Below are 23,361 nucleotides of genomic sequence, written 5' to 3'. Positions count from 1 at the left end.
TCCTAAGCGTGGCATGCTCACCACCCGCACCGGCGGACCCTCCTGAGCGGTCGACCGCTCCTCACACGGCCGGCTCCCGCCACGGCAGGTCCTCGGGCAGCAGCAGCCGCAGGTCGTCGATGCCCGGGGCGGCCATGGTGCTGAGGCGTCCGGCCTGACGGGTCATCATGCCCTCCAGCACCTGACGCGCCAGCCGCGCGTTGCCGAACGAACGGTCCCGCGGCAGCGAGTCGAAGTGCTCGCGCAGCACCTGCCCCGTGCCCGTCCCGCACTCGTACCCGGACGTCGTGGCGTGCTGGCGCACGATCGTGACCAGTTCGTCGGAGGAGTAGTCGGCGAACTCCACCCGCCGGGAGAAACGCGAGGACAGACCGGGGTTGGAGGACATGAACCGCTCCATCTCCTCGGTGTATCCGGCGACGATGACCACGACCTCGTTGCGGTGGTCCTCCATGAGCTTCAGCAGCGTGTCCACCGCCTCCTGCCCGAAGTCGGACGACGACCCGGACGGGGTGAGGGTGTAGGCCTCGTCGATGAACAGCACACCGCCCAGGGCCCGTTCGAACACCTCGCGGGTGAGCTGCGCGGTGTGGCCGACGTACCGGCCCACCAGGTCCGCGCGCGACACCTCCACGAGCTGACCGCGCGGCAACACGCCCAGCGAGACCAGCAGTTCGCCGTACAGCCGGGCCACGGTGGTCTTGCCGGTACCGGGCGGCCCGGTGAAGACCAGGTGGTGGCTGATGCGCGGTACGGGCAGCCCGGCGGCCTCCCGCTGCCGCGCCGTGGACAGCAGGTTGACCAGGTCGGTGACGTCCCGCTTGACGGCGGCCAGGCCGACGAGGTCGCCCAGCCGGGCGAGCGGGTCGCTCTCCTGCCCCGGGCCGGACCCGCCGGACACCGCGGCGGCGACCTCCTCACCCAGGTCCTCCGCGACGAGCAGGGTCAGATCGCGCTCCCCGACCTCCGCGAGCGAGGCGAGCCGGAACGCCTGCCGGTCCACCATCTCCTCGAACACCTGCCGTGCCGCACGTCCGTTGCCGAACGTCGCGTCCCTGGGCATCCGTTCGAAGTGCACGGCGAGCGCGGCGCGCGCGGTGTCGTCCAGTTCGTACTGGTGGCGCACGCACATGCTCTCCACGATGGCCACCAGCTCGGGCACCGTGTAGTTCTCGAACTCGACGGTGCGCGAGAAGCGGGAGGCGAGACCGGGGTTGGAGGCGAGGAAGCCCTCCATCTCGGCCGAGTAGCCCGCGGCCACCACCACGATGTCCTCGCGGTGGTCCTCCATGAGCTTCAGCAGCGTGTCCACGGCCTCCCGCCCGAAGTCGGCGCCGGAGCCGCGCCCGTCGGACAGCAGGGTGTACGCCTCGTCGACGAACAGCACACCGCCGAGGGCCTTGGTGAACGTCTCGGTGGTCTTGATGGCGGTGCCGCCCACGATCTGGGCGACCAGGTCGGCCCGCGAGACCTCCACCAGATGCCCCGAGCGCAGCGCGCCCAGCTCCGCGAGGATGGTGCCGTAGAGCCGGGCCACGGTGGTCTTGCCGGTGCCGGGCGGCCCCGCGAAGACCAGGTGGCGGCTCATCGGCGGCGCGGACATGCCGAGTCGGGCGCGCCGCTGGGCGAGCTGCGTCAGGTTCACCAGCGTACGGACCTGGTGCTTGACGTTGTCCAGGCCGATGAGCCCGTCCAGCGCGACCAGCGGCCCGTCCTCACGGGTCAGCGCGTCGCCGTCGCCCCCGGCCGCCGGGTCCGCGCCCTCGGCCTCGCCGAGCCCCCAGGCGTCCCGCTTGCCGTTGCCGCTGCTGGTCAGGCCCTCCACGGCGAGCCGGTCCCCGGGCCTGGCCTGCACGAGACCGCCTCCGGCGTTGTCGCGCGCCGTGCAGTTGACGACGGAGACCGGCGCCGTGCTCTCGATCCGGAAGCCGTCCTTGGCGCCCCCGGCGACCTCGCAGGCGTTGAAGGAACCCCGACCGCCGTCGGCGACCAGTACACCGTGCCCGGTGCCGCCGCTCACCCGCACCCGGGTGGCGGTCAGTTCACCGTCGGCCTCCACCGTGATCCCGGACTCGGCGGGGGCGCGGACCTCCACGTCCCGTACGGTCATGACGCCGCCGGTGCCCACTGACAGACCGCTCGCCGACGCGGCGTCGACACTGCCGCCCGCGACGTAGGCGTTGCCGTCGCTCTCGACCCGGACACCGGCGCCGCCCGGCCGCTCGACGGAGCAGTCCTCCAGCCGGCCCCGCCCGTCCTTGACGATCTCCACGCCGTGCCCGCCGGGCGCGCTGATCCGGGCCCGCCGCACCAGCGGGTTGGCCCCGGTGCGGATGGAGATCCCGGCGCCGCCCGCGTCCAGTACCTCCAGGCGGTCCAGCTCGGCTGCCGAGTCCTCCTCCAGCAGCACCGCGGTCTCGGCGCAGTCCCGCACCGTCAGTCCGACCAGCACGGGGGAGGCGGACCCCGCGACCCGCAGGGCCGGCGCCTGGGCGGCGTCCAGCCAGCAGTCCTCGAACATGCCGCGGGAGCGTTCGGTCACCAGCAGACCGTGGCCCTTGGTGCGCGCCACCCGGCAGCGCCGCAGCAGCGGGTCGGTGCCGCCGCCCAGGACCACACCGGGACCGGAGGTGACCGTCACCCGGACGTCCTCCAGGGTCGTCCGCGCCTGGCTGGTCAGATGCACCCCGGTGCTGGTGTCGTGGACGACGGTGCGCAGCACCCGGGTCGTGCTGCGGTCCTCCAGGGCGATGGCGGGCTTGTCGGTGGAGGAGATGTCGCACTCCTCGACCGAGCCCTGGGCCTCGCCGTTGGCGAGCACGCCGTTGCCCCGCGCGTCCCGGATGGTGCAGCCGCGCACCGTGATCCGGCCGCTCTCACCGATGACGACGCCCGAGGTGCCGAGGTGCTCGACGGTGCACGACTCCATGGAGCTGTCCACGGCGGAGGTCGCCACCACCCCGGCGCCGCCCGGGTTGCTGATCCGGCAGTCCCGCATGGCCAGCGAGCCGCTGCCCCGGGCGAGCAGCGCCGCCCAGGCGGTGCCCGATATCTCGCAGCCGTCCATCGCGACCTGACCGCGCGGCACGTCCACGACGGGGAGCTCCTCGTCGCGGCCGCGCAGTCCGAGGTCCGTGAGCATCACCGCGTCCGCCTTGAGCACGACGGCGCTGCCCCGGCGGGGGGCTATCTCCACGGTGCCGCGGCCCTGTTCGGCGACGACGGTGACCGGGGTCGTGACCGTCAGGTTCTCCGCGTAGGTCCCGGGGAGCACGCTGATGACGGCACCGCTGCGCGCCCTCGCCAGGGCCTCACCGATCGTCCGATAGCCGTCCGACCGATCCTGGCCGACCGTCAGTACCTGGCGTGACAAGGGGGGAACCTCCTGTTGACGGCACCGGGACCCCAGGGAACGAACGGGGGCCCGGCGGTGCCTGGCGTGGGCGGGCACCATCATGCCGGGCGATCACGACGCCGATCCACACAAGGTCCGGTCCGAGTGCCCGCCGGTTTCCGGCGACCCCCATCGTCGCATGCGTGTTCGGGAACCCGCCCCGCCCGGCGTACCGCCCCCACCGGCCACCGGCCCTGCACACCCCGTCGGCGTCCGTCGCTCGACCGGCTCAATCCGTCGAGGGTGCGAAAGGCCGCCGGCACGCTGGCGGGAGGCCGTCGGTCACGCAGGGTGTCGGCGTCGCCGGGCGGGTGTGCCGAGCCGCTCATATGCTGAGTCGCGAGCTCGGGGTCTGTGTTTCGGACAAGGCCGTGTCCCACGGCCCGGTTGGAGTCAGCCCATGACGCATGCGCGTACCCGGTTGCGCAGGGGAGCCGCGACCGCCGCCGCGGCGGGAACGCTCGTACTGCCCCTCGCGGTGGGAGCCGCGTTCGGGGTGCCGGAGGCGGACCCCACCACGTTCTCCGTCGACCTGCCCGACTCGCTCGCCATCGGCACCTCGTCGTCCGTCGGCGGTATGCGCGCGCTCACCCCCGACGTCGCACGGCAGCTCGACAACGCTGTCCTGAAGGTCATGCGCGAGGCGCACATCCCGGGCGCGACGGTGGGCCTGTGGACGGTCGGCGGGCAGAGCTACGTGCGGTCCTTCGGCGTCGCCGACAAGGCCACCGGCCTGAGCATGTCACCGGACCTGTTCATGAGGATCGGCAGCGAGACGAAGACGTTCACCGTGACGGCACTGCTCCAACTCGTCGACCGCGGCAAGGTCCGCCTCGACGACCCGATCGCGAAGTACGTCGCAGGAGTGCCCGGCGGAGACAGGATCACCCTGCGCGAACTGGCCGGTATGCGCAGCGGCCTGTTCAACTACTCGGCCGACGCGTCCTTCTACAAGGCGCTGACGTCCGATCCGCAACGGGCCTTCACCCCGCAGCAACTGCTCGCCTACGCCTACAAGCATCCGCCGCTGTTCCCGCCGGGCCGGCGGTTCGACTACTCCAACACCAATCTCGTCCTGCTCGGCCTGGTCGTCCAGAAGGCCGGCGGCGTGCCGCTCGGCGACTTCATACGGGCGAACGTCCTCGCACCGGCCGGCCTCGACCACACGCTGTTCCCGAACGGCACCCAGTTCCCCACGCCGCACGCCCAGGGGTACACGGACCAGACCGCGACCGGGAGGGTCGAGGACGCGGCCGACTGGAACCCGTCCTGGGCCTGGGCGGCCGGGGCGATGATCTCCAGCCTCCAGGACCTGCGCGTCTGGGCGCACACCCTCGCCACGGGCAAGCTCCCGAGCGGCGGGACCCTGGTCAGTCCCACCCTGCAGAAGCAGCGGCTCACGGCGCCCCCGACCGGCGTCCCGGGCACCGGGTACGGCCTCGGGGTCTTCAACGTCCAGGGCTGGATCGGGCACAACGGCTCGCTGCCGGGCTACGAGTCCCTGACCGTCCATCTGCCGTCCGCCGGCGCGACCCTGGTCGTCCTGCTGAACACCGACGCCTCCCACGACGGCCAGGAACCGAGCACGCTCGTCGGGGAGGCCATCACCAGGATCGCCACGCCCGGTCACGTCTTCGACCTGCCCCCGCAGAAGCCGGACAGGTCCGACGGGTCCGACCGGTCCGACGGGGCCGACAGATCCGACGGGGCCGACAAGGCCGATCGTCCGGACGGCTCGGATCGTTCGGAGAGCTGAGCGAGGTGACCTGATGCCAGGTCGAACAGGAGGGTGAGAGGGGATTCGGCCAACTGCGCCCAGGACACCGCCTCTTGGCGCCTGGCGCGTGGTTCACATCACAGCCGGTGGGTGCGGATTGTGGAGCGGGCCTTCACATATCCATGGCAAGCTCACAACTTGTTACCCGTCGGTAGTGCGTCATGCGTCGACGGGCTCCTCAGCAACCCCCCACCCCCTCAGGACAGGTCTTGCGCAACCGCAAGTGGCACCTGCGTGCCGTCATGCCCGCCGTCACCGCTTCCGCTCTCCTGCTCGCCTCCGGCTGCTCGTCCGGCCCCGGGACGTCGAACACCTCCGGCCCCGCGCCCGCGGGGACCTCCGAGGCCTCCGTCGCGCCGGACGAGTCCAGCGACTCCCTCGCCGTCGCCGCCGCGCCCGACGGCACCCCGACCGCCGTCGCACGCTCCGGCGAGAGCGGAGGCCACGCCCACCGCAGCGCACTCAAGGTCAACTCGTACGACCGTCACACCCGGCGTGCCGTCATATCCGGTACACCGGCGGGCCGGGGCACGGCGACGCCCGTGCCCCCGTCCGCTCCGCCGAGTGCCACCCCCTCGAACGAGCCCACGGCCGCCCCGTCCTCGCCGACCCCGTCCACCCCGTCGACCAGCCCCGGCACACCCGACCCGCACCGCCCGGTCGCCGTCGGCGACGTCATCGCCAGCGCCCCCGCGCCCGGCGCCCCGCAGGGCCTGCTCGCCAAGGTCACGCAGGTGATCGGGGCCAAGGGGAACGGCACCGAGGTGCAGACGGCGCCGACCACCCTGGACACCCTCCTCGGCGCGGACAAGGCGAAGGGCGCGGTACCGGTCGACCCGGCCTCCTTCGACGTCCAGCGGCTGCTGCCCGATGTGCAGGTCTCCTGGGCCAAGACGGGCGACCTGCGCTCCGGGCCCGAGGGCGCCAAGCTCCCGCTGGGCAGCCTGCGCGTCGACGTGAAGGCCGCGGTGCCCACACCGAAGGGCTCGCCCGTGTCGGCGGACGCGACGGTCGACGGATTCGTCCAGGTCGCCCCCGAGGTCGACTTCTCCTACGGCGGTGGCGGCGCGGGTGCGGCCGCGGGTCGGTCAGGACCGGCCTCGGCCTACCTCGGGGTGTCCGGTGACTGGACCTCCCGCTGGTCCCTGAAGGGGCGCGCCGCGGCGTCGACCACGCCCGTGCGGCTGCCGTTCGCCAAGCTGCACGCCGACCCCGTCCTCAAGGTCGGGCCGATCCCGGTCGTGGTCAACCTCGACCTGACCTGCTACTTCGAGGTCAGCGCCGACGGCAAGGTGACCGTCTCGGTGGAACAGGACCTCAAGGGAGCCTTCAAGGCCGGAGGCACCTTCGGACTCGGCAAGGGCTGGAGCCCCGTGAACGAGTCCACGATGACGGGCACCCCGGTGCGCGCCTCCGTCACGGCCGAGGGCCATGTGAAGGCGGCCCTCGGCGCGGAGGCGTCCGTGGGCCTGTACGGCGCGGTGGGCGTCACCGCCGACCTCGCGCCCTATCTGCGCGGCGACGCGGCGGGCTCCGCCACCGCGGCCGTCGACGCGCACGGCCGTCCCTCGTCCGGCTTCTCCGGGTCCTGGGCCGTCTACGGCGGTGTCGATCTGAGCGGGGTGCTCGAACTGCACCTGTCGATCTTCGGCACCCCCGTCCTGCGGCACACCGTTCCCCTGGGCACGCTGCACCGGGAGTGGAAGCTCGCCGCGAGCCCGGCGTAGCCGCTGCGCCCCGTCGAGGGGCTGGTGCCGCCGGCGGCCGGGAAGCGGTGACGTCCCCGCAGGTCGGAGGGGTTTCCGCGTCCCGCGGGACGTCCCTCCGCATCCCCGGGACGGCGGAACGGCATTCCCGGCCGTCGGCACGGAAACGCTCGGCGACGAGATCACACTTCGTGGTCTGCACCGTCAGCACGGAGGTTTCCATGATTCGTCGGACACTGCAGGGCGGCCTGGCGGCCGTCGTCGCGATGTTCGCACTCGCGCCTTCGGCGGCCGTGGCCGCCGAAGGCACGCACATCACCCCGGCGCCGGTCGTCGTGACGGTCCCGCACCACCCGCACCCGCTGCTCCCGGTCCCGGCCCGGCATCTGCCCGCCCGGCCCGGCGCGCACCGTGTCCACCGGTGCCGGTCCCACATCCGCCACGTCTGCCACGCCCGCCACGCTCGTCATGTCAGGCACCTCCGGCGGCCCGTCCGCCTCGCCGGCCACCTGCGCCACACGGGCTACGCACTCCGCACCGGCCATCCGCGCCCCGCCGCGTACTACCGCCACGCCGCGTCCTACCGGCACACCACGTATGTCCGGCACACCACGTACTACCGGCACGCTCGTCGCCTCCACCTCGTCACGGGGGCGGTGCGCCACCGCCATGGCGCCCATGTGGTGGGCCGCGTCGTCACCCGCCACGGCCGGCTGAACGTCCGCTCGGGTCCCGGAACGCAGTACCGGGTGATCGGTCACCGCCGCCACCACGGGCGGCTGATGGTGACCTGCCGGCGCAACGGTTCGTCCGTCCAGGGCGATCCGCGCTGGTACCGGCTCGCCCACGGCAAGGGGTACGTGTCGGCCCACTACGTCCGCGTCCGCACGCACGTGCGCGGGTGCTGACCCACGCGCCCCCTCCTCTTCCGAGGGAACGGCCCGCCCGGACACCTGTGCCCGGGCGGGCCGTCCGCGCGCCTCCCGCCCCGTCAACTCGCCGCTCCGCCGCCGTCAACCCGCCGATCCCTCGCCGTTCCCGATGTGTGGCGCCAGGGCATTCGAGGGAACTCATTCCGACAACAAGGGCGAACCGCCCAAACCGGGGGCGGTGTCGACGGATCGAGGGATGTATCAGGGATGTCGAGGGATCAGGTCGTCAGGCGGCCCCGGGGGCTGAGACGGTGAGGGCGGGCGCGGCGCGCGCTCAGGCACCCGGCGAACCGGAGGCCGCCGAGCCCGGACAGCCCGACGGGCCGTTCGCCACCAGGCTGCGCGCCCTGAAGGACCGTACCGGACTCAGTCTCGCCGCCCTGGCCGCGCGCACCCCCTACAGCAAGTCGGCCTGGCACCGCTATCTCAACGGCGCCCAACGCCCCCCGCGCTCGGCGGTGGAGGCGCTCGCCCGGCTCGCCGGGGACGATCCCGGCCCGGTCCTGGCGCTGTGGGAGACGTCCGAGCACGCGGCCCCCGCGGACCCCGAACCGCACGAGGACGGGGACGTCCACCGCGCCCACCCCGTCGACGGAGCCGAGCCGACCGCCCGGACCGCCCGACTCCCGCGACCTCCCCTGCCGGCCGTCGCGCTGGGCGTCGTCGCGGCGGCCGTGGCCGTCACCCTCGTCGCCACCCACCCCTCCGGCACCTCGGACGGGCGGCGGGCCCCGGTGTCGCCCAGCTGCCGGGGCGCCTCCTGCGAGGGCCGGCTGCCCTCGGTCTCCGCCTGCGACCGGGACGCCCAGACCAAGAACACGGTGCGGGCGTCGTCGTACGCCGTGCGCCTGGAGTACTCACCGTCCTGCCGCGCGGCCTGGGCCGAGGTCCAGGCGCGCGCGTCGGACGCGCGCGTGATCTCGGTGCGCTCGGGCCGTGACGTGCTGTCGGCGCAGTACCCGGGGGACGGATCCGCCGGTACGGCCAGTCCCATGCTCGCCGTGACCTCGCCCGAAGGGGTGGAGGCGTGTGCCGTGGTGGACGGCAAACTGGCCTGCACCGGCCTGGACGCGGACGCCGCCGACGAGCGCTGAACGGATCATCGGATCACGGCTCGGCACCTGAGGGGCCCGATGTCAACAGTCTCCCTTGGCCAATGTCCTACATGTTGTAGGGTTTGGCTCGTTCGCAGGCCGGCCGGGCGTCGGCCGACGCGTCATCGCCGATCGGGGGATCTGTGCAGGAGCCGGACGAGCCGTCACCGCAGAGCGGCCCGATCTTCGAGAACGTCGTGGACCGGGCCCTGGACCTTCCGCGTTTCGCGGCCGCGATCCGCGTCGTCGAGGCCTGCCCCTCCCGCGAACGGCTGCGCGCCCAGGCCCTCGAGGCGCGCGCCCGTCTCCTGGGAGTCGCCGCCGACGAGTACGACCACTACCTCACGCTGCGCGCCACCGCCGTCTCCCGGGGCGGGCGCCTGTCCCGGGGCGACCGCCGGTCCGAGGCGCTCCTGCGGGTGCTCGCGGTGCTGGTGCCGAGCCTGGGCATCGTGGCCACCGGCGTCTTCCTGCTGTGCGGATTCGGCCTGCGGGCGTTCGCCGTACGCCCCCACTTCGACGACGGACTCGTGATGACGGGGGTGATCGCCGCCGCGGTGATCTCGGGAGCGGCCCTCGGGGACCTCGCCTGGCTGCTGGTCGCCCGCGCGCGAGGCCGCTGCGGACGAGGCGACGACGATCTCGCCGACCGCCACGTCCAGGTGCGCCGCGCCCGTGAGGAGTGGGAGCGCGCCGTACTGGAACGGGGCCTCGTCCCCTTCCTGAGCGAGCGCGTCGACCCCGGGCAGCACGAACGGCCCGACGGGCACACGGCCCACGGGCAGGCCGTCCCGGAGCCCGCCCTCGGCGCGGAGGAATCGGCCTAGCGGGACCCGCTCGCCGTACTCCCGTGTCCTTGCCGGACTCCTACCGTCCACAGACTTCCCACAGCCCCCGCCGAGGGTATGGTCAGGATCGGTGGCGCGCCGGACAGAACCAAGGGCAGGCTGTTCCGCGTCTATGTGCATGACAGATTCTGCCCGTGCCGGTCGCTCCGGCCCCCACTTCCTCAAGGTGAATCATCGCGGTGCCCGCACAGGAACGACCACTGATCCCCAAGCAGCGCGGCCGGGACGCGCAGGACACGGGGGAGGGGCGCCCCTCCCTCCTGGCACGTCTGCGCCCGTGGGCCGCGACCGTCACGGTCTGGTACCTGAGGCTGCAAGCCGTGCTCAACATCGTGGCGGTCCTCTCGCTGCCCTTCCGCGAAGAGGTCCACGAGCACAACGGCGGTGAGTTCTTCACCCCGTACCTCGCCACCGCCGGCCTGGTATCCGCCGCTCTCGCCCTGTTCCTCGCCGTGGTCATGCGGCGTCGCAAGCGAGCGGCCTGGATCCTGAACCTCCTCCTGGCCGGACCGCTGTTCGTGCTCTACGCGCTGGCCCTGACCCAGCACGGCTACCGTCAGCACGCCCTGAACTGGATCTCGGTCCTGCTGACCGGCGTGTTCGTGGCCGCGCTGCTGCTCGGACGCCGGGAGTTCCGGGCCGTCGGCGACCGCTCCAACCCCAAGCTGGCCCTGATCGTGGCCGCCGGCGGCATCGTCGTCAGCGGTGGCATCGGCACCCTGCTGGTGAACGCCACCAACAAGCTCCCCGGCGCCACCCTGACCGACGAGGTCGCGTACTCCCTGCTGCGCGGCGTCAGCGTGGGCCCCCTCGCGGACCGCATCGCCGCGGTGAACGCGCCCCGCTGGGTGGACATCACCATCAACGTCCTGATGGCGATCTCCTTCCTCATCGTGCTGTACGCCTGTTTCCGGGCCCCCCGGGGCGCCGAACTCCTCGGTGACGAGGACGAGCAGCGGCTGCGCGCCCTGCTCGCCAAGCACGGCGACCGCGACTCCCTCGGCTACTTCGCGCTGCGCCGCGACAAGGCCGTCATCTGGTCCCCGAGCGGCAAGGCCGCCATCACCTACCGGGTCATCGGCGGCGTCACCCTGGCCGCGGGAGACCCGATCGGCGACCCGGAGGCCTGGCCCGGGGCCATCGAGGAGTGGCTGGAGCAGGCCCGCCGGCACGCCTGGACGCCCGCCGTCATGGGCGCGAGCGAGGAGGCCGGGACGATCTACGCCCGGCACGGCCTGGACGCCCTCGAACTGGGCGACGAGGCGATCGTCGACGTGAGCGAGTTCAGCCTCGAGGGGCGGGCGATGCGGGTCGTCCGGCAGGCCCACAACCGGGTCCGCCGCGCCGGCTACACCGTGACGGTCCGCCGGCACGGCGAGATCCCCGAGACCGACATGGCCACCCTGATCGAGAAGGCCGACCACTGGCGCGACGGAGGCAGCGAGCGCGGCTTCTCCATGGCGCTCGGCCGTCTCGGCGACCCCGCCGACGGCAGCTGCGTGATGCTGGAGTGCAACGACGCCGACGGCGAGCCGCGAGCCCTGCTCAGCTTCGTGCCCTGGGGCGAGAAGGGCCTCTCCCTGGATCTGATGCGGCGCGACCGCGGCTGCGAGAACGGCCTGATGGAGTTCATGGTCATCGAACTCCTGCTGCGCGCCCGCGACCTGGGCATCGAACGGGTCTCGCTCAACTTCGCGATGTTCCGCGCCGTCTTCGAACGCGGCTCCCGCCTCGGCGCCGGACCCGTGCTGCGGCTGTGGCGCTCCGTGCTGACCTTCTTCTCCCGCTGGTGGCAGATCGAGTCCCTCTACCGCGCCAACGCGAAGTACCGTCCCGTCTGGGAGCCGCGCTTCCTGCTGTTCGAGAAGACCAGCGACATTCCGCGTATCGGCATCGCCAGCGCGGGCGCCGAGGGCTTCCTGACCGTGCCGAGCCTGCCCTCCCTCTTCCACCGCCGGCACACCCGGCCGCAACAGGAGCCGAGCCTGGCCGACCGCTGACGGGCGGGTAGAGAACGGTCGGGTACAGAAAGGGTCATCGAGCGGCAAAGTCCCCGGTCCGCGATGAGACGCCCGGGCCCTGCGGACGTACCGAGAGGGGAGCGGGAAGCGGGCAGCCTCCCGCTCCCCGCTCTCCTGCCCCGCCCCCGAGAGGTACCCCGCCCGTGACGAGCGTCAAAGCACCCCCGGCCCCGGCCGACCGACGCGAGGACGAGGAGGGCGATCCGCAGGGCTGGCAGTTCAACTCCTCCCTCGGCCTCGTCCTCCTGCTGCTCCTGCTCGTCGTGGGGCAGGGGCCGATCCGCCGGGCGCTGGCCGCACCGGTGATGCAGAGCTGGATGACCGTGTTCCTGGCCGTGGTCGTCCAGGCCCTGCCCTTCCTCGTGCTCGGCGTGCTGCTGTCGGCGGCCCTCGCGGTGTTCGTCCCGCCGTCGTTCTTCGCCCGCGCGCTGCCGAAGCGGCCCGCCCTCGCGGTGCCGGTCGCGGGCCTCGCCGGGGTGGTCCTGCCCGGCTGCGAATGCGCCTCGGTGCCGGTCGCGGGGGCGCTGGTGCGCCGGGGGGTGACCCCCGCCGCCGCCCTGGCGTTCCTGCTGTCCGCGCCCGCGATCAACCCGATCGTGCTGACCGCCACGGCGGTGGCCTTCCCCCGCGATCCGCTGATGGTCGTGGGCCGGTTCGCGGCCAGCCTGCTGGTGGCGTGCGCGATGGGCTGGCTGTGGCAGCGCCTGGGCCGTACCGACTGGCTGCGACCGCCCACCCGGACCTCCTACGAGGGCCAGAGCAGGGGTGCCGCGTTCTGGGGCTCCGTACGGCATGACGTGATGCACGCCGGGGGCTTCCTCGTCGTCGGCGCGATGGCCGCGGCCACCCTCAAGGCCGTGGCACCGGCGAGCTGGCTGCGTACCGCCGCGGCCGATCCGGTGGTCGCCGTCCTCGCGCTGTCGCTGCTGGCGGTCCTGCTGTCGATCTGCTCGGAGGCCGACGCGTTCGTGGCCGCGTCGCTGTCGCAGTTCTCCCTCACCGCCCGGCTGGCTTTCCTCGTGGTAGGACCGATGGTCGACCTCAAGCTGTTCGCGATGCAGGCCGGCACCTTCGGCCGCGCCTTCGCGCTGCGGTTCGCGCCCACCACCTTCGCGATGGCGATCGCGGGGGCCCTGCTGGTGGGGACGGTGCTGCTGTGAACCGCCAGGCGCAGGCCGCCGTCCTGTTCCTGCTCGGCGGGGCGATGCTGCACGCCGGAACCACCGGCCTCTACCTCCGGTACGTCAAAGCCGGGCTCCAGCCGATGCTGCTCGCGTCCGGGGCCGTGCTGATCGTGGCGTCGGCGGCCACCGTCTGGTACGGACGGCGCGCGACACGACGGACCGAGCAGCACGACGCCCCCGACGCGGACCACGACGACGGGCACGGGCACGGACACCGCGAGCCGCGTATCTCCTGGCTCCTGGTCCTTCCCCTGTTCGCCCTCATCCTGGTGGCCCCACCCGCCCTCGGCTCGTACACCGCCGTGCGCAGCGGTACGGCGATCCAGCCGCCCCTGGCCTACCCGCCCCTGCCGTCCGCCGACCCGGCCCCGCTCAGCCTGGTGGACTACGCGGGTCGCGCGGCCTACGGCCACGGGCGCACCCTCGGTGCGCGAAGGTTCCGGATCACGGGCTTCGTGACCATCGACGGCGCCGGCAGGCCCTACCTCGTCCGCATGGCCCTCAACTGCTGCGCGGCCGACGCCCAGCCGGTCAAGGTGGGCCTGACCGGGAAGCTGCCGCCCGTGCTGCAGCCCGACGCGTGGCTCCAGGTGACCGGCACCTACAGCGAGGAGCGGACGAAGGATCCCGTCAACGGGGGGATCATCCCGTTCATGGACGTCGCCGAGGCCCGGCCGGTGGCGGTTCCGAAGGACCCGTACGACGAGAGCTGGAACCAGTAGCGGCCCGGGCCTACCCGCGAGCCGTCCGCACCCCGTCCAGGGCGATGTCCAGCACCCGGTCGCGCTGGGCGTCGTCGAGGAAGTTCGTGGCCGTGATCCCGGCCACCATGCGCAGCAGGTCGTCGAACCCCATGTCCGTACGCACCCGGCCGGCCTGCTGCGCCCGCTCGAACAGCGGGCCGCCCGCCTGGTACATCGACTCCCGGCAGGCCAGGAAGATCTCCGACTCGTCGTCCATCGCCTCGCGCAGCGCCCGCTTGGTCACCGTGTAGTCCACGAATCGGCGCAGCCACGAGGAGAGCGCCTCCCAGGGCTCCAGCCCGCCGGCCTGTTCGGCCACCCGGCACAGGTCCTCCACCTCGCCCGCGTACACGCTCTCGAAGAGATGGCGGCGGGTGGGGAAGTTCCGGTACAGCGTGCCGATGCCGACGCCCGCGCGGCGCGCGATGTCCTCCAGCGCCGCCTCCGCACCGTGCTCGGCGAAGACCTCGCGGGCCGCGGCGATCAGCGCGTCGTAGTTGCGGGCGGCGTCCTTACGGTGCGGCCGCTGTGACGCGACGATCTCGCTGACGGGGAACGACTGGACCGTCACTGCTGCCTCCCGGCCGGAAACGCTTGAAGCGGAGGTTTGCCTCCGGTACAGTGGAGGCGTACCTCCACTTTAGCAGTCGGGGTGTGCCCGCCACGGACGCGTGCGGCCGCCCACCGCTTGCTCCTCCTTCGCTTCTTCCCGACCACCGGCTTCGGGCCCGCGCCGATCGCGCCCGCCCGTCCGTGGCCGTACCCCCAGTTTCGGAGTGTCCATCCATGCCCCGGAAGTCAACCCGCCTCACCTTCGCGGTCCTCGCGACCGGTGCGGGCGTGTTCTCCATGCTGCAGTCGCTGATCGCGCCGGCCCTGCCGACCGTCCAGCACGCCCTGCACACCTCCCAGTCCACCGCCACCTGGGTGATGACCGCCTACCTGCTGTCCGCCTCGGTCTTCACCCCGATCCTCGGACGGGTCGGCGACCTCGTCGGACGCAAGCGCACCCTCGTGGCCGTCCTGTTCACCGTGCTGGCCGGCTGTCTGCTGGCCGCGCTCGCGCCGAACATCGGCGTCCTGATCGTGGCTCGCGCCGTCCAGGGCGCGGGGGGCGCGCTCTTCCCGCTGTCCTTCGGCATCATCCGCGACGAGTTCGCCCCGTCCGAGGTCAGCGGCAGCATCAGCAACCTCTCCGCGGTGATCGCCGCGGGCGGCGGGGTCGGCATGGTGGCGGCGGGCCCGATCGTGTCCGCGCTCGACTACCGCTGGCTGTTCTGGATCCCGGTCGCCGTGGTCGCCGTCACCGCGATGATCGCGATGCGCTACGTGCCCGAGACGCCGCACCGGGCCGGCGGCCGTGTGCACTGGCTCGGCGCCGTCCTGCTGTCGGCGTGGCTGGTCGCGCTGCTGCTGCCGCTGAGCGAGGCGGCCCGCTGGGGCTGGGGATCGGCCCGTGTCATCGGCCTGTTCACGGCCGCCGCGGCGCTCTTCGCGCTGTGGCTGACGGCCGAGTCGCGCAGCGGCTCCCCGCTGATCGACCTGCGCGTCATGCGGCTGCCCGCCGTGTGGACGACCAACACCGTCGCCCTTCTGTTCGGTGCGGGCATGTACTCGATCTGGTCCTTCCTGCCCGGCTTCGTGCAGACTCCCCGCGCCGCCGGGTACGGCTTCGGCGCCACCGTCACCGCCTCCGGGCTGCTCATGCTCCCGATGCTGGTCGCCATGTTCGTCTCGGGTGTCCTCAGCGGCCGTCTCGAACCGGTGCTCGGCGCCAAGCGGCTCCTCATGGCCGGTGCCGCGTTCGGGGCCGTGGCCTGCGGATTCCTCACCCTCTGGCACGACAGCCAGTGGCAGGTGGCCGTCGTCGCCGGTCTGTTCGGCTTCGGCATCGGACTGGCCTTCGCCTCGATGGCCAACCTGATCGTCGGCAGTGTCCCGGCCGAGCAGACGGGCGCCGCGACCGGGATGAACGCCAACATCCGCACGATCGGCGGTTCGATCGGCGCCGCGGTCGTCAGCGTCCTGGTCACCGGCCACCTCCAGCCGTCGGGCCTGCCCCAGGCCTCCGGCTACACCCACGGCTTCGCCCTGCTGACCGTGCTCCTCGTGGCCGCGGCCCTGGCGGCCCTCCTGGTCCCCACCCGCCGCACCCCCCACCCGACGCCCCTCACCCCCATCCTGCCCACCCCCACCCCAGAACCCGCCACAACCCCCCACTGACCCCCAACCCCCCAACCCCCCAACCCCGCGCCCCATCCGTCCAGGGGCGCGGGGAACTGCGCAAACCCACCAACTCACCCGCACCGGACAACGCGCGCCCGCCGCTCCACCCCCCTCAGGGGCGCGGGGAACTGCGCAAAACCCCCAGCCGAACCCCCGTAACCGATACCCTCGCCCCATGCGGATCTCCGTCTCCTCCGACATGGCAGAACCCGTCGCCCTGGACCTCGTCGGAGAACTACGCGCACGCGGCCACGAGGTGCTCCTCCACGGCGCGCTGCTGGAGGGCGACGACCCCCGGTGGGCGACCTGCTCCCAGGCGGCGGCCCGCGAGGTGGTCGACCGCGTCGCGGACCAGGCGGTCGTCTGCTGCTGGACCGGAACGGGCGCGGCGATCGCCGCGAACAAGGTGCCGGGCGTGCGGGCGGCCCTGTGCACCGACGCGTACACGGCGTCCGGGGCACGCCGCTGGAACGACGCCAACGTGCTGGCGCTGAGCCTGCGCCTCACCTCACGTGCCCTGCTCAAGGAGATCCTCGACGCCTGGTTCACCACCGAGGCCAGTGAGGACCCGGAGGACCGGGAGAACGTGGCACGGGTCGGCGGGCACGCCGGGGGCGGAGCGGGGTCGTAGCGGGCCGTCCCTCAACGTCCCCCGACCAGTTCCCCCACCGCACCCCGAGCCACCTCGTCCTGTGAACCGGCCGGCCCCGCCGGACTCCCCGGCATCGCCCCGCCCCGCGCACTCCGCAGCCACAGCACATCCCGTCCGAACGACCACACCAGCGAACCCAGCGCGGACGCGACCACCGCCAACTCCGCCCCGTACGGCAGCAGGCCCGAGGCCGCCACCAGGAGGGCGACGCCCTGCACGGCCGCCACCGTCTTGCGCGCCATGCTCGGCGGCAGCTCCCCGTTCAGCCACGGCCACACCCGTGCCGCCGCCACGAACACGTACCGCATGCCGCCGATCAGCAGCACCCACGGCCCCAGCGCCATCGCCACGTAGACACTCAGCACCAGGATCAGGAACGCGTCGACCTCCATGTCGAAGCGCGCCCCGAGCGCGGTCGACGTCCCGGTGCGCCGGGCCACCTTGCCGTCCACGCCGTCCAGGATCAGCGCCACCGCCGTGAGCCCCACGAACACCGTCGCCGGCGGCGAGCTCTCGAAGGAGTCCGCGACCAGGGCCGTGACGCCCCCCACCAGGATCGCCCGCCCCAGGGTCACCCGGTTGGCCGGGCCGAAGGAGCTGAGCCGGGAGCGGAGCACCGCACGGGTGAGGACCGCCCAGGTGGCGAGCGCGAACGCGAGCCCCGTCAGCCAGCCCGCCGGGCCCATGCCGATCGCCGTGCCCAGCAAGGCCAGCAGCAGCACCTGGACGCCCGCTCCCACGGTCGTCTCCTGCTGCAACAGCCTCACGTCGTATGTGTGGTTCAGGGCCACCGCTCACCCTCCGGCCAAGTGACAGACTCGATCTTCACGCGTACCTTGTGCGCGACTTCCCGCACGTCGCCGTACGCGACTGGTCATAGCTGCGTACGTGACAAGACGCCCGATCGTTCAGGAGCACGCCCATGGACCTCACCGCCCGCGCCTTCTGGCTGCGTTCGCCGGGACACGGAGAGCTGCGGGAGGTGGAGCTGGCCGCACCCGGTGAGGGCGAGGTGCTGGTGCGCGCGCTGTACTCGGGTGTCAGCCGCGGCACCGAGACGCTGGTGTTCCGCGGTGGGGTGCCGCGGAGCCAGCACGCGGTGATGCGGGCGCCGTTCCAGGAGGGCGACTTCCCCGCGCCCGTGAAGTACGGCTATCTCAGCGTCGGACGGGTGGAGCACGGCCCCGCCGACCTGCTGGGACGCACGGTCTTCTGCCTCTACCCGCACCAGAGCAGGTACGTCGTCCCCGCGTCCGCCGTCACCGTCGTGCCCGACTCGGTGCCCGCCGAGCGCGCCATCCTCGCCGGTACCGTCGAGACCGCTGTCAACGCCCTGTGGGACGCGGGGCCCCAGATCGGGGACCGGATCGCGGTCGTGGGCGGCGGGATGATCGGATGTTCGGTCGCCGCGCTGCTCGCCCGCCATCCGGGCGTCCGCGTCCAGCTCGTGGACGCCGACCCCGAGCGCGCCGAGACCGCCCGGGCGCTCGGCGTCGACTTCGCCCTGCCGGGCGACGCCCTCGGTGAGTGCGACCTGGTCGTCCACGCCAGCGCCACCGAACCGGGCCTGCGGCGGTCCCTGGAACTGCTCGCCCCCGAGGGCACCGTCGTCGAACTCAGCTGGTACGGCGACCGCCAGGTCACTCTGCCGCTCGGCGAGGCGTTCCACTCGCGCCGACTCACCCTGCGCAGCAGCCAGGTCGGCACCGTCTCGCCGCGCGCGCGTACCGGACGCACCTACGCCGACCGGCTGGCCCTCGCTCTCGAACTGCTGGCCGATCCCGGCTTCGACGCCCTCATCACCGGCGAGTCCGCTTTCGAGGACCTCCCCGACGTGCTATCACGGCTCGCCGGCGGTGAGCTCAAGGGAATGTGCCACCGCGTCGTCCACCCATCCGACTGAGCCCGGTTGTTCCGGTTGTGCCCGCTTGTGTCCGACCCCTCGGAACAACACGAACGGACAGCTGAACAACGTGCCGGGGACAGCCGTACTACACGGCATGCCCCGACAGGGGGCAGACGCACCGCACCTGGAGGGTCGTCCGTTGTTCAGCATCACCGTCCGCGATCACCTGATGATCGCCCACAGCTTCCGCGGCGAGGTCTTCGGACCCGCACAGCGCCTGCACGGCGCGACGTTCCTCGTGGACGCCACGTTCCGCCGCGCCGAGCTGGACGACGACAACATCGTGGTCGACATCGGACTGGCCACGCAGGAGCTCGGCGCCGTGGTGAGCGAGCTCAACTACCGCAACCTCGACAACGAGCCGGACTTCGCGAACACCAACACCTCGACGGAGTTCCTGGCCAAGGTGATCGCGGACCGGCTCGCCGAGCGGATCCACAAGGGGGCCCTGGGCGAGGGCGCGCGGCAGATCGCGGCGATCGGCGTCACCCTGCACGAGTCGCACATCGCGTGGGCGAGTTACGAGCGTGGCCTGTGACGGACACGACCATCGACCGTCCGGCGCCGGGCGCGCCCGTCGACCACCCGACACCGACACAGGCGCCTGTGCCGGCCCCGTCCCTCACCTACGTGCCCGTGCAGAGCACGGCCCTGAGCAACGCGGACATCATTCCCATGTCCTTGCGCACGGTTCACTTCGTCATGCCGGGCGGCGTCGACGACCCCGCCGCCCCCAGCGGCGGCAACGCCTACGACCGCCGGGTCTGCCTCGACCTGCCCGGCTTCGGCTGGGCGGTCCGCCGGCACGCCGTGGCGGGCCGCTGGCCCCGCCCGGGCGTCGCGGCCCGGACGGAACTCTCCCGCACGCTGCGGGAGATCCCGGACGGCACGACCGTCCTCATCGACGGCCTGGTCGCCTGCGGCGTCCCCGAGATCGTGGTGCCGGAGACCGGGCGCCTGCAGATCGCCGTCCTGGTCCACCTGCCGCTCGGCGACGAGACCGGACTGGACACGTGGACGGCGGCCGAACTCGACGCCAAGGAGCGCGACACCCTGAGGGCCGCCTCCGCCGTCGTCGCCACCAGCGACTGGGCCGTGCGCCGGCTCGTGTCCCACCACGGCCTGGCCCCCGAACGCGTCCATGTCGCCGCCCCCGGCGCCGACATCGCGCCGCTCGCCCCGGGCACCGACGGCGTCTCCCACCTCCTGTGCGTCGCCGCGGTCACCCCGCGCAAGGGCCAGCACCGGCTCGTGGAGGCCCTCGCCACCGTCACCGACCTGCCGTGGACCTGCACCCTGGTCGGCGGTCTGGAGCAGGACCCGGAGTACGTCGCCGCCCTGCGCGCCCTCATCGAGGAGCGCGGCCTCGGCGACCGGCTGCGGCTGGCCGGCCCCCGCTCCGGCGCCGAACTCGACGCCGCCTACGCGGCCGCCGACCTGATGGTCCTCACCTCGTACGCCGAGACCTACGGCATGGCCGTCACGGAGGCGCTCGCCCGCGGTGTTCCGGTGCTCGCCACCGACGTCGGCGGTCTGCCCGAGGCCGTCGGGCGGGCGCCCGACGGCGGGGTGCCCGGCATCCTCGTACCGCCGGAGGACCCGGCGGCGCTCGCCGCCGAACTGCGCGGCTGGTTCGGGGAAGCGGACGTGCGGCGCCGCCTGAAGGCCGCGGCCCGGGGCCGGCGCGCCGCCCTGGACGGCTGGGCGACCACCGCGCGCAGCCTCGCGGGCGTGCTGGGACGGCTGCACGACGAACCCCGGAGGTCCGCATGATCATGAGCACGACTCCCGCCGGATCCGACGGGTACACGGTGCCCGTGGACACCCCCGACGACGCCGACCTGTACGGCGCCCCCGCCCCCGGCACCGGTGAGACCGAGGTCCCCCGGTACGCCCCGCAGTGGCTGCGGCTGCGCGAGCCCGCGGACGCCGCGGCGCGGGCGCGCTCCCTGCTGGAGCCTCTGCGCGCGCACCTCGCCGAGCGGGCCGCTTCCTCCGCCGGCGCCGAGGGCCTGGTCGTCCACGACCTGGGCTGCGGCACCGGTTCGATGGGCCGCTGGCTCGCCCCGCTCCTGGCCGGCGACCAGCACTGGGTGCTGCACGACCGCGACCCGTATCTGCTCCACTTCGCCACCGCCGGCGCGCCGAAGGCCGCGGCCGACGGCGCCCGGGTCACCGTCGCGACCCAGCGCGGGGACATCGGGCGACTGACCCCCGACGCCCTGTCAGGGGCCGGTCTGCTGACCGCCTCCGCGCTGCTCGACGTCCTCACCGCCGACGAGATCGACGCGCTCGCCGAGGCCTGCGCGGGGGCGGGGTGTCCAGCCCTGCTGACGCTCTCCGTGGTCGGGCGCGTGGAGCTCCAGCCCGCGCACCCGCTGGACGACGAGGTCCTGGACGCGTTCAACGCGCACCAGCGCCGCGGCGACCTCCTCGGCCCGGACGCGTTGGACGTGGCCCGCGAGGCGTTCGAGCGGCGGGGAGCGCGCGTGCTGGCGCACCCCAGCCCCTGGCGGCTCGGCGCCAAGCAGGCGGAACTGACGGGGGAGTGGCTGCGCGGCTGGGTCGCCGCCGCCGTCGAGCAGAGCCCCGAACTCGCCGACCGGGCGCAGACGTACCTGCGCGACCGGCTGGCCGCCTGCGCCGCCGGGGAGCTGTCGGTGACCGTGCACCACGTCGACGTACTGGTCCTGCCCCCGATGGCGGGAGGCGCGGGATGACGGCCCGGACCATCGACCCGGTGACGGCCCTGGCCGTCACCCCGGTGGCACGCCCCGGTACCCGGGCGACGACGGCCACCGAGCCGTCACCCGCCCGCCGTCCCGTCACGCGTGCGCTGCGCGCGCACCTGGGCACGGTCGCGGGCGCCGCCATCCTGGGTGTGCTGCTGTGGCGCCTGGGCACCGGGGTCTTCCTGGACGGGCTGCGGCGCGTCGACGCGCCCACCCTCCTCGCGGGGCTCGGCATCGGCGCGCTGACCACGGTGCTGAGCGCCTGGCGTTGGTGCCGGGTCGCCGGTGCGCTCGGCCTCCGGCTGCCGCTCGGCGCCGCGGTCGCGGACTACTACCGTGCGCTGTTCCTGAACGCCGCCCTCCCGGGCGGTGTGCTCGGCGACGTGCACCGCGCGGTGCGCCACGGGCAGAGCGCCGGAGACATCGGGCGCGGGGTGCGCGCGGTGGTCCTGGAGCGCACGGCCGGACAGGTCGCCCTCGTCGCGTTCGGCGTGCCCGTCCTGCTCATGGTGCCCTCACCGGCGCTGGCCCAGGCCCGCGAGCTGGCCGGACTGCTCGGACTCGCCCTGCTCGGGGCTCTCGCGGTCGTCGTGGCGGTGCGCATGGGCCGGGCCCCCCGCCCCACCCGACGCACCCGCGCCCTGCGCGCCGCGCTCGCCGAGGCGCGCACCGCGCTGCTCGCGCGCGGCAGCTGGCCCGCCGTCCTGTTCTCGTCCGTCGCCGTGCTCGCCGGCCACCTGTTGATGTTCCTGGTCGCCGCGCGTGTCGCCGGATCCCACGCGGCGCCGCTCACCCTCCTTCCGCTGGCTCTGCTCGCGCTCATCGCCATGGGGCTGCCGCTGAACATCGGCGGCTGGGGCCCCCGCGAGGGCGTCACCGCCTGGGCGTTCGGCGCCGCGGGCCTCGGCGCGGAGCGGGGGCTGGCCGTCGCGGTCGTGTACGGGGTGCTGAGCTTCGTCGCGAGCCTGCCGGGCGTGCTCGTCCTCCTCGCCCGCTGGGCCACCGACCTGCGGGCGAGGGGTACCGGGAAGGTGACGGTGACGGCCGCCGACGGCGAGGCGGACGGTGCCGCCGGGGCCGCGACGGCGGTCGGCGTCGACGCCGAGGGCGACGGGGCCGCCTCGTCGCGCACCGCGGCGCGGACCTCCGCCGCGCACCAGCCTGCAAGGGCGGGCGGCCCGGAGCGCACCCCCCATGCGCTCCGGGCCCCGGGCCCGCACACCCCGTACCCGCGCTCACCCCCCACGGCGCGGGCCGGGTGTGTGACACGGCGTCAAAGGCTGTGCGTGCTGCCCGAATCGCCGTCCTCGTCGGAGGTGACCAAGGAGAAATACGCCCCGAAGGACTCGGTGAGCGCCGAGAGCAGTCGCTCCCCCTTCTCCGCGGAGGCGAGCGAGGGCCGTCCGATGACACCGGACTCCGTGTAACCGGACATACCGAGGGTGAGCAGATGCCTGCGGTCGTCGGCGACGAAATCAGTGGTCTCGTATCCGGGTTTGACCAATTCGGGATGGCAGTGCAGAAGAATGGAGGTCTCGATTTCCCCGGCATGCATGTCGGTCAGCAGCGAGGTGAGCACTCCGGCCCGCTCCCGGGCCGTCTCCCAGTCCTCCGGGGCCGGGTAGAGGGCCATCCGCACACCGCTGCCCATGGATTCCTGGACGACATTGCCGAGGACGTAATTCCCGCCGTGGCCGTTGACCACCACCAGGGCGTCGACGCCCGAGCGGCGCAGCGACTCGGCGATGTCCCGGACCACCGCGTGGAGGGTGACGGAGGAGATGCTCACGGTTCCGGGCCATCCCGTGTGCTCGTGCGAGCAGGAGATCGTCACGGGAGGAAGAAGGTGAACCGGGTAGGCCTCGGCGATCTCCCGGGCGATGGCGCAGGCCACCAGCGTGTCGGTCGCCAGGGGCAGGAAGGGGCCGTGCTGTTCGTGACTGCCCACCGGCAGGACGGCGACCTGCCGGCGCGATCGGGCCGCCCGCTCCCGTACGTCCTGAGAGGTGTCCGCCGGCAGCACACCCGTCCGCGTAGTATCCGCAAGTCCCGAAACCCCCGAAGGACCAGGAGTCCCCGAAGCCCCCGAAGTCCCAGCGCTCATCGCGTCACTCATCCTTTTCACGGCCCTTCGTCCCGTACCGCC

General features: G+C 73.3%; 18 protein-coding genes and 1 pseudogene. 15 read left to right on the top strand and 4 right to left on the bottom strand.

The window, feature by feature from the left end; all coding sequences use genetic code 11:
• Window positions 1–61: 61 nt before the first annotated feature.
• Window positions 62–3,373, bottom strand: a complete 3,312-nt coding sequence (locus AB0C59_RS17415; protein ID WP_363005308.1) for a right-handed parallel beta-helix repeat-containing protein — start codon at window positions 3,371–3,373, stop codon at window positions 62–64.
• Window positions 3,374–3,794: 421 nt separating this feature from the next.
• Between AB0C59_RS17415 and AB0C59_RS17410 the strand changes: the two genes are divergently transcribed.
• The 8 genes from AB0C59_RS17410 to AB0C59_RS17375 all read left to right on the top strand — a co-directional run bounded on the left by AB0C59_RS17410 (window position 3,795) and on the right by AB0C59_RS17375 (window position 13,678).
• Window positions 3,795–5,150: a serine hydrolase domain-containing protein gene (locus AB0C59_RS17410; RefSeq protein WP_363005306.1), complete on the top strand. Its 1,356-nt coding sequence runs from the start codon at window positions 3,795–3,797 to the stop codon at window positions 5,148–5,150.
• Between the two features lie 263 nt (window positions 5,151–5,413).
• A complete protein-coding gene (locus AB0C59_RS17405) occupies window positions 5,414–6,898 on the top strand; it encodes a hypothetical protein (RefSeq protein ID WP_363005483.1) in 1,485 nt (494 codons plus the stop codon).
• A 200-nt stretch (window positions 6,899–7,098) separates the two neighbouring features.
• On the top strand, window positions 7,099–7,785 hold the full coding sequence (locus tag AB0C59_RS17400) for an SH3 domain-containing protein (protein ID WP_363005304.1): 687 nt from the start codon (window positions 7,099–7,101) through the stop codon (window positions 7,783–7,785).
• Between the two features lie 275 nt (window positions 7,786–8,060).
• On the top strand, window positions 8,061–8,903 hold the full coding sequence (locus tag AB0C59_RS17395) for a DUF2690 domain-containing protein (RefSeq protein ID WP_363005302.1): 843 nt from the start codon (window positions 8,061–8,063) through the stop codon (window positions 8,901–8,903).
• A gap of 143 nt (window positions 8,904–9,046) precedes the next feature.
• Entirely contained in the window at window positions 9,047–9,730 is a 684-nt protein-coding gene (locus AB0C59_RS17390) for a hypothetical protein (protein WP_363005300.1), read from the top strand.
• A 281-nt stretch (window positions 9,731–10,011) separates the two neighbouring features.
• Window positions 10,012–11,751 carry a phosphatidylglycerol lysyltransferase domain-containing protein gene (locus AB0C59_RS17385; protein ID WP_363005481.1) on the top strand — a complete coding sequence of 580 codons (1,740 nt, stop codon included), beginning with the start codon at window positions 10,012–10,014 and terminating at the stop codon, window positions 11,749–11,751.
• A 164-nt stretch (window positions 11,752–11,915) separates the two neighbouring features.
• Window positions 11,916–12,932: a permease gene (locus AB0C59_RS17380; protein WP_363005298.1), complete on the top strand. Its 1,017-nt coding sequence runs from the start codon at window positions 11,916–11,918 to the stop codon at window positions 12,930–12,932.
• On the top strand, window positions 12,929–13,678 hold the full coding sequence (locus AB0C59_RS17375; RefSeq protein ID WP_363005296.1) for a TIGR03943 family protein: 750 nt from the start codon (window positions 12,929–12,931) through the stop codon (window positions 13,676–13,678). The genes AB0C59_RS17380 and AB0C59_RS17375 overlap by 4 nt, the downstream gene beginning before the upstream one ends.
• A gap of 10 nt (window positions 13,679–13,688) precedes the next feature.
• On the opposite strand, the gene AB0C59_RS17370 is transcribed toward AB0C59_RS17375, so the two are convergent.
• A complete protein-coding gene (locus AB0C59_RS17370; protein WP_363005294.1) occupies window positions 13,689–14,270 on the bottom strand; it encodes a helix-turn-helix domain-containing protein in 582 nt (193 codons plus the stop codon).
• A gap of 215 nt (window positions 14,271–14,485) precedes the next feature.
• Between AB0C59_RS17370 and AB0C59_RS17365 the strand changes: the two genes are divergently transcribed.
• Both AB0C59_RS17365 and AB0C59_RS17360 read left to right on the top strand, forming a co-directional pair.
• Window positions 14,486–15,922 (top strand): MFS transporter, encoded by a 1,437-nt coding sequence (locus AB0C59_RS17365; RefSeq protein ID WP_363005292.1) that lies wholly within the window; start codon window positions 14,486–14,488, stop codon window positions 15,920–15,922.
• Between the two features lie 178 nt (window positions 15,923–16,100).
• Window positions 16,101–16,556, top strand: a complete 456-nt coding sequence (locus AB0C59_RS17360; RefSeq protein ID WP_363005291.1) for an RpiB/LacA/LacB family sugar-phosphate isomerase — start codon at window positions 16,101–16,103, stop codon at window positions 16,554–16,556.
• Window positions 16,557–16,567: 11 nt separating this feature from the next.
• Here the strand turns inward: AB0C59_RS17360 and AB0C59_RS17355 are convergent, their stop codons facing one another.
• Window positions 16,568–17,368 (bottom strand): CDP-alcohol phosphatidyltransferase family protein, encoded by an 801-nt coding sequence (locus AB0C59_RS17355; protein WP_363005289.1) that lies wholly within the window; start codon window positions 17,366–17,368, stop codon window positions 16,568–16,570.
• A gap of 131 nt (window positions 17,369–17,499) precedes the next feature.
• Between AB0C59_RS17355 and AB0C59_RS17350 the strand changes: the two genes are divergently transcribed.
• The 5 genes and pseudogenes from AB0C59_RS17350 to AB0C59_RS17330 all read left to right on the top strand — a co-directional run.
• On the top strand, window positions 17,500–18,480 hold the full coding sequence (locus tag AB0C59_RS17350) for an FAD-dependent oxidoreductase (protein ID WP_363005287.1): 981 nt from the start codon (window positions 17,500–17,502) through the stop codon (window positions 18,478–18,480).
• A 142-nt stretch (window positions 18,481–18,622) separates the two neighbouring features.
• The gene (locus tag AB0C59_RS17345) at window positions 18,623–19,021 is read left to right on the top strand and encodes a 6-carboxytetrahydropterin synthase (protein WP_363005285.1); all 399 of its coding nucleotides are present in this window, start codon (window positions 18,623–18,625) and stop codon (window positions 19,019–19,021) included.
• A 68-nt stretch (window positions 19,022–19,089) separates the two neighbouring features.
• Window positions 19,090–20,256 carry a glycosyltransferase family 4 protein gene (locus AB0C59_RS17340; RefSeq protein WP_363005479.1) on the top strand — a complete coding sequence of 389 codons (1,167 nt, stop codon included), beginning with the start codon at window positions 19,090–19,092 and terminating at the stop codon, window positions 20,254–20,256.
• Window positions 20,253–21,203 carry an SAM-dependent methyltransferase gene (locus tag AB0C59_RS17335; RefSeq protein WP_363005283.1) on the top strand — a complete coding sequence of 317 codons (951 nt, stop codon included), beginning with the start codon at window positions 20,253–20,255 and terminating at the stop codon, window positions 21,201–21,203. The genes AB0C59_RS17340 and AB0C59_RS17335 overlap by 4 nt, the downstream gene beginning before the upstream one ends.
• Window positions 21,200–22,213: pseudogene (locus AB0C59_RS17330) on the top strand (lysylphosphatidylglycerol synthase transmembrane domain-containing protein); the annotation flags it as partial. The gene AB0C59_RS17335 and the pseudogene AB0C59_RS17330, both read left to right, overlap by 4 nt.
• A 275-nt stretch (window positions 22,214–22,488) precedes the next feature.
• Here AB0C59_RS17330 and AB0C59_RS17325 read toward each other — a convergent pair.
• Window positions 22,489–23,235, bottom strand: coding sequence for a creatininase family protein (locus AB0C59_RS17325; protein WP_363005477.1), 747 nt, complete (start codon window positions 23,233–23,235; stop codon window positions 22,489–22,491).
• Window positions 23,236–23,361: the final 126 nt, after the last annotated feature.

It is taken from the genome of Streptomyces sp. NPDC048664, from assembly GCF_040650555.1.
GTDB lineage: Bacteria > Actinomycetota > Actinomycetes > Streptomycetales > Streptomycetaceae > Streptomyces.
This window is presented reverse-complemented; position numbering and strand designations above follow the sequence as displayed.

Coding starts and splice junctions, on each gene's coding strand:
- AB0C59_RS17365 (WP_363005292.1), top strand. CDS start 14,486: ATGCCCCGGAAGTCAACCCGCCTCACCTTCGCGGTCCTCGCGACCGGT.
- AB0C59_RS17360 (WP_363005291.1), top strand. CDS start 16,101: ATGCGGATCTCCGTCTCCTCCGACATGGCAGAACCCGTCGCCCTGGAC.
- AB0C59_RS17350 (WP_363005287.1), top strand. CDS start 17,500: ATGGACCTCACCGCCCGCGCCTTCTGGCTGCGTTCGCCGGGACACGGA.
- AB0C59_RS17405 (WP_363005483.1), top strand. CDS start 5,414: ATGCCCGCCGTCACCGCTTCCGCTCTCCTGCTCGCCTCCGGCTGCTCG.
- AB0C59_RS17410 (WP_363005306.1), top strand. CDS start 3,795: ATGACGCATGCGCGTACCCGGTTGCGCAGGGGAGCCGCGACCGCCGCC.
- AB0C59_RS17400 (WP_363005304.1), top strand. CDS start 7,099: ATGATTCGTCGGACACTGCAGGGCGGCCTGGCGGCCGTCGTCGCGATG.
- AB0C59_RS17335 (WP_363005283.1), top strand. CDS start 20,253: ATGATCATGAGCACGACTCCCGCCGGATCCGACGGGTACACGGTGCCC.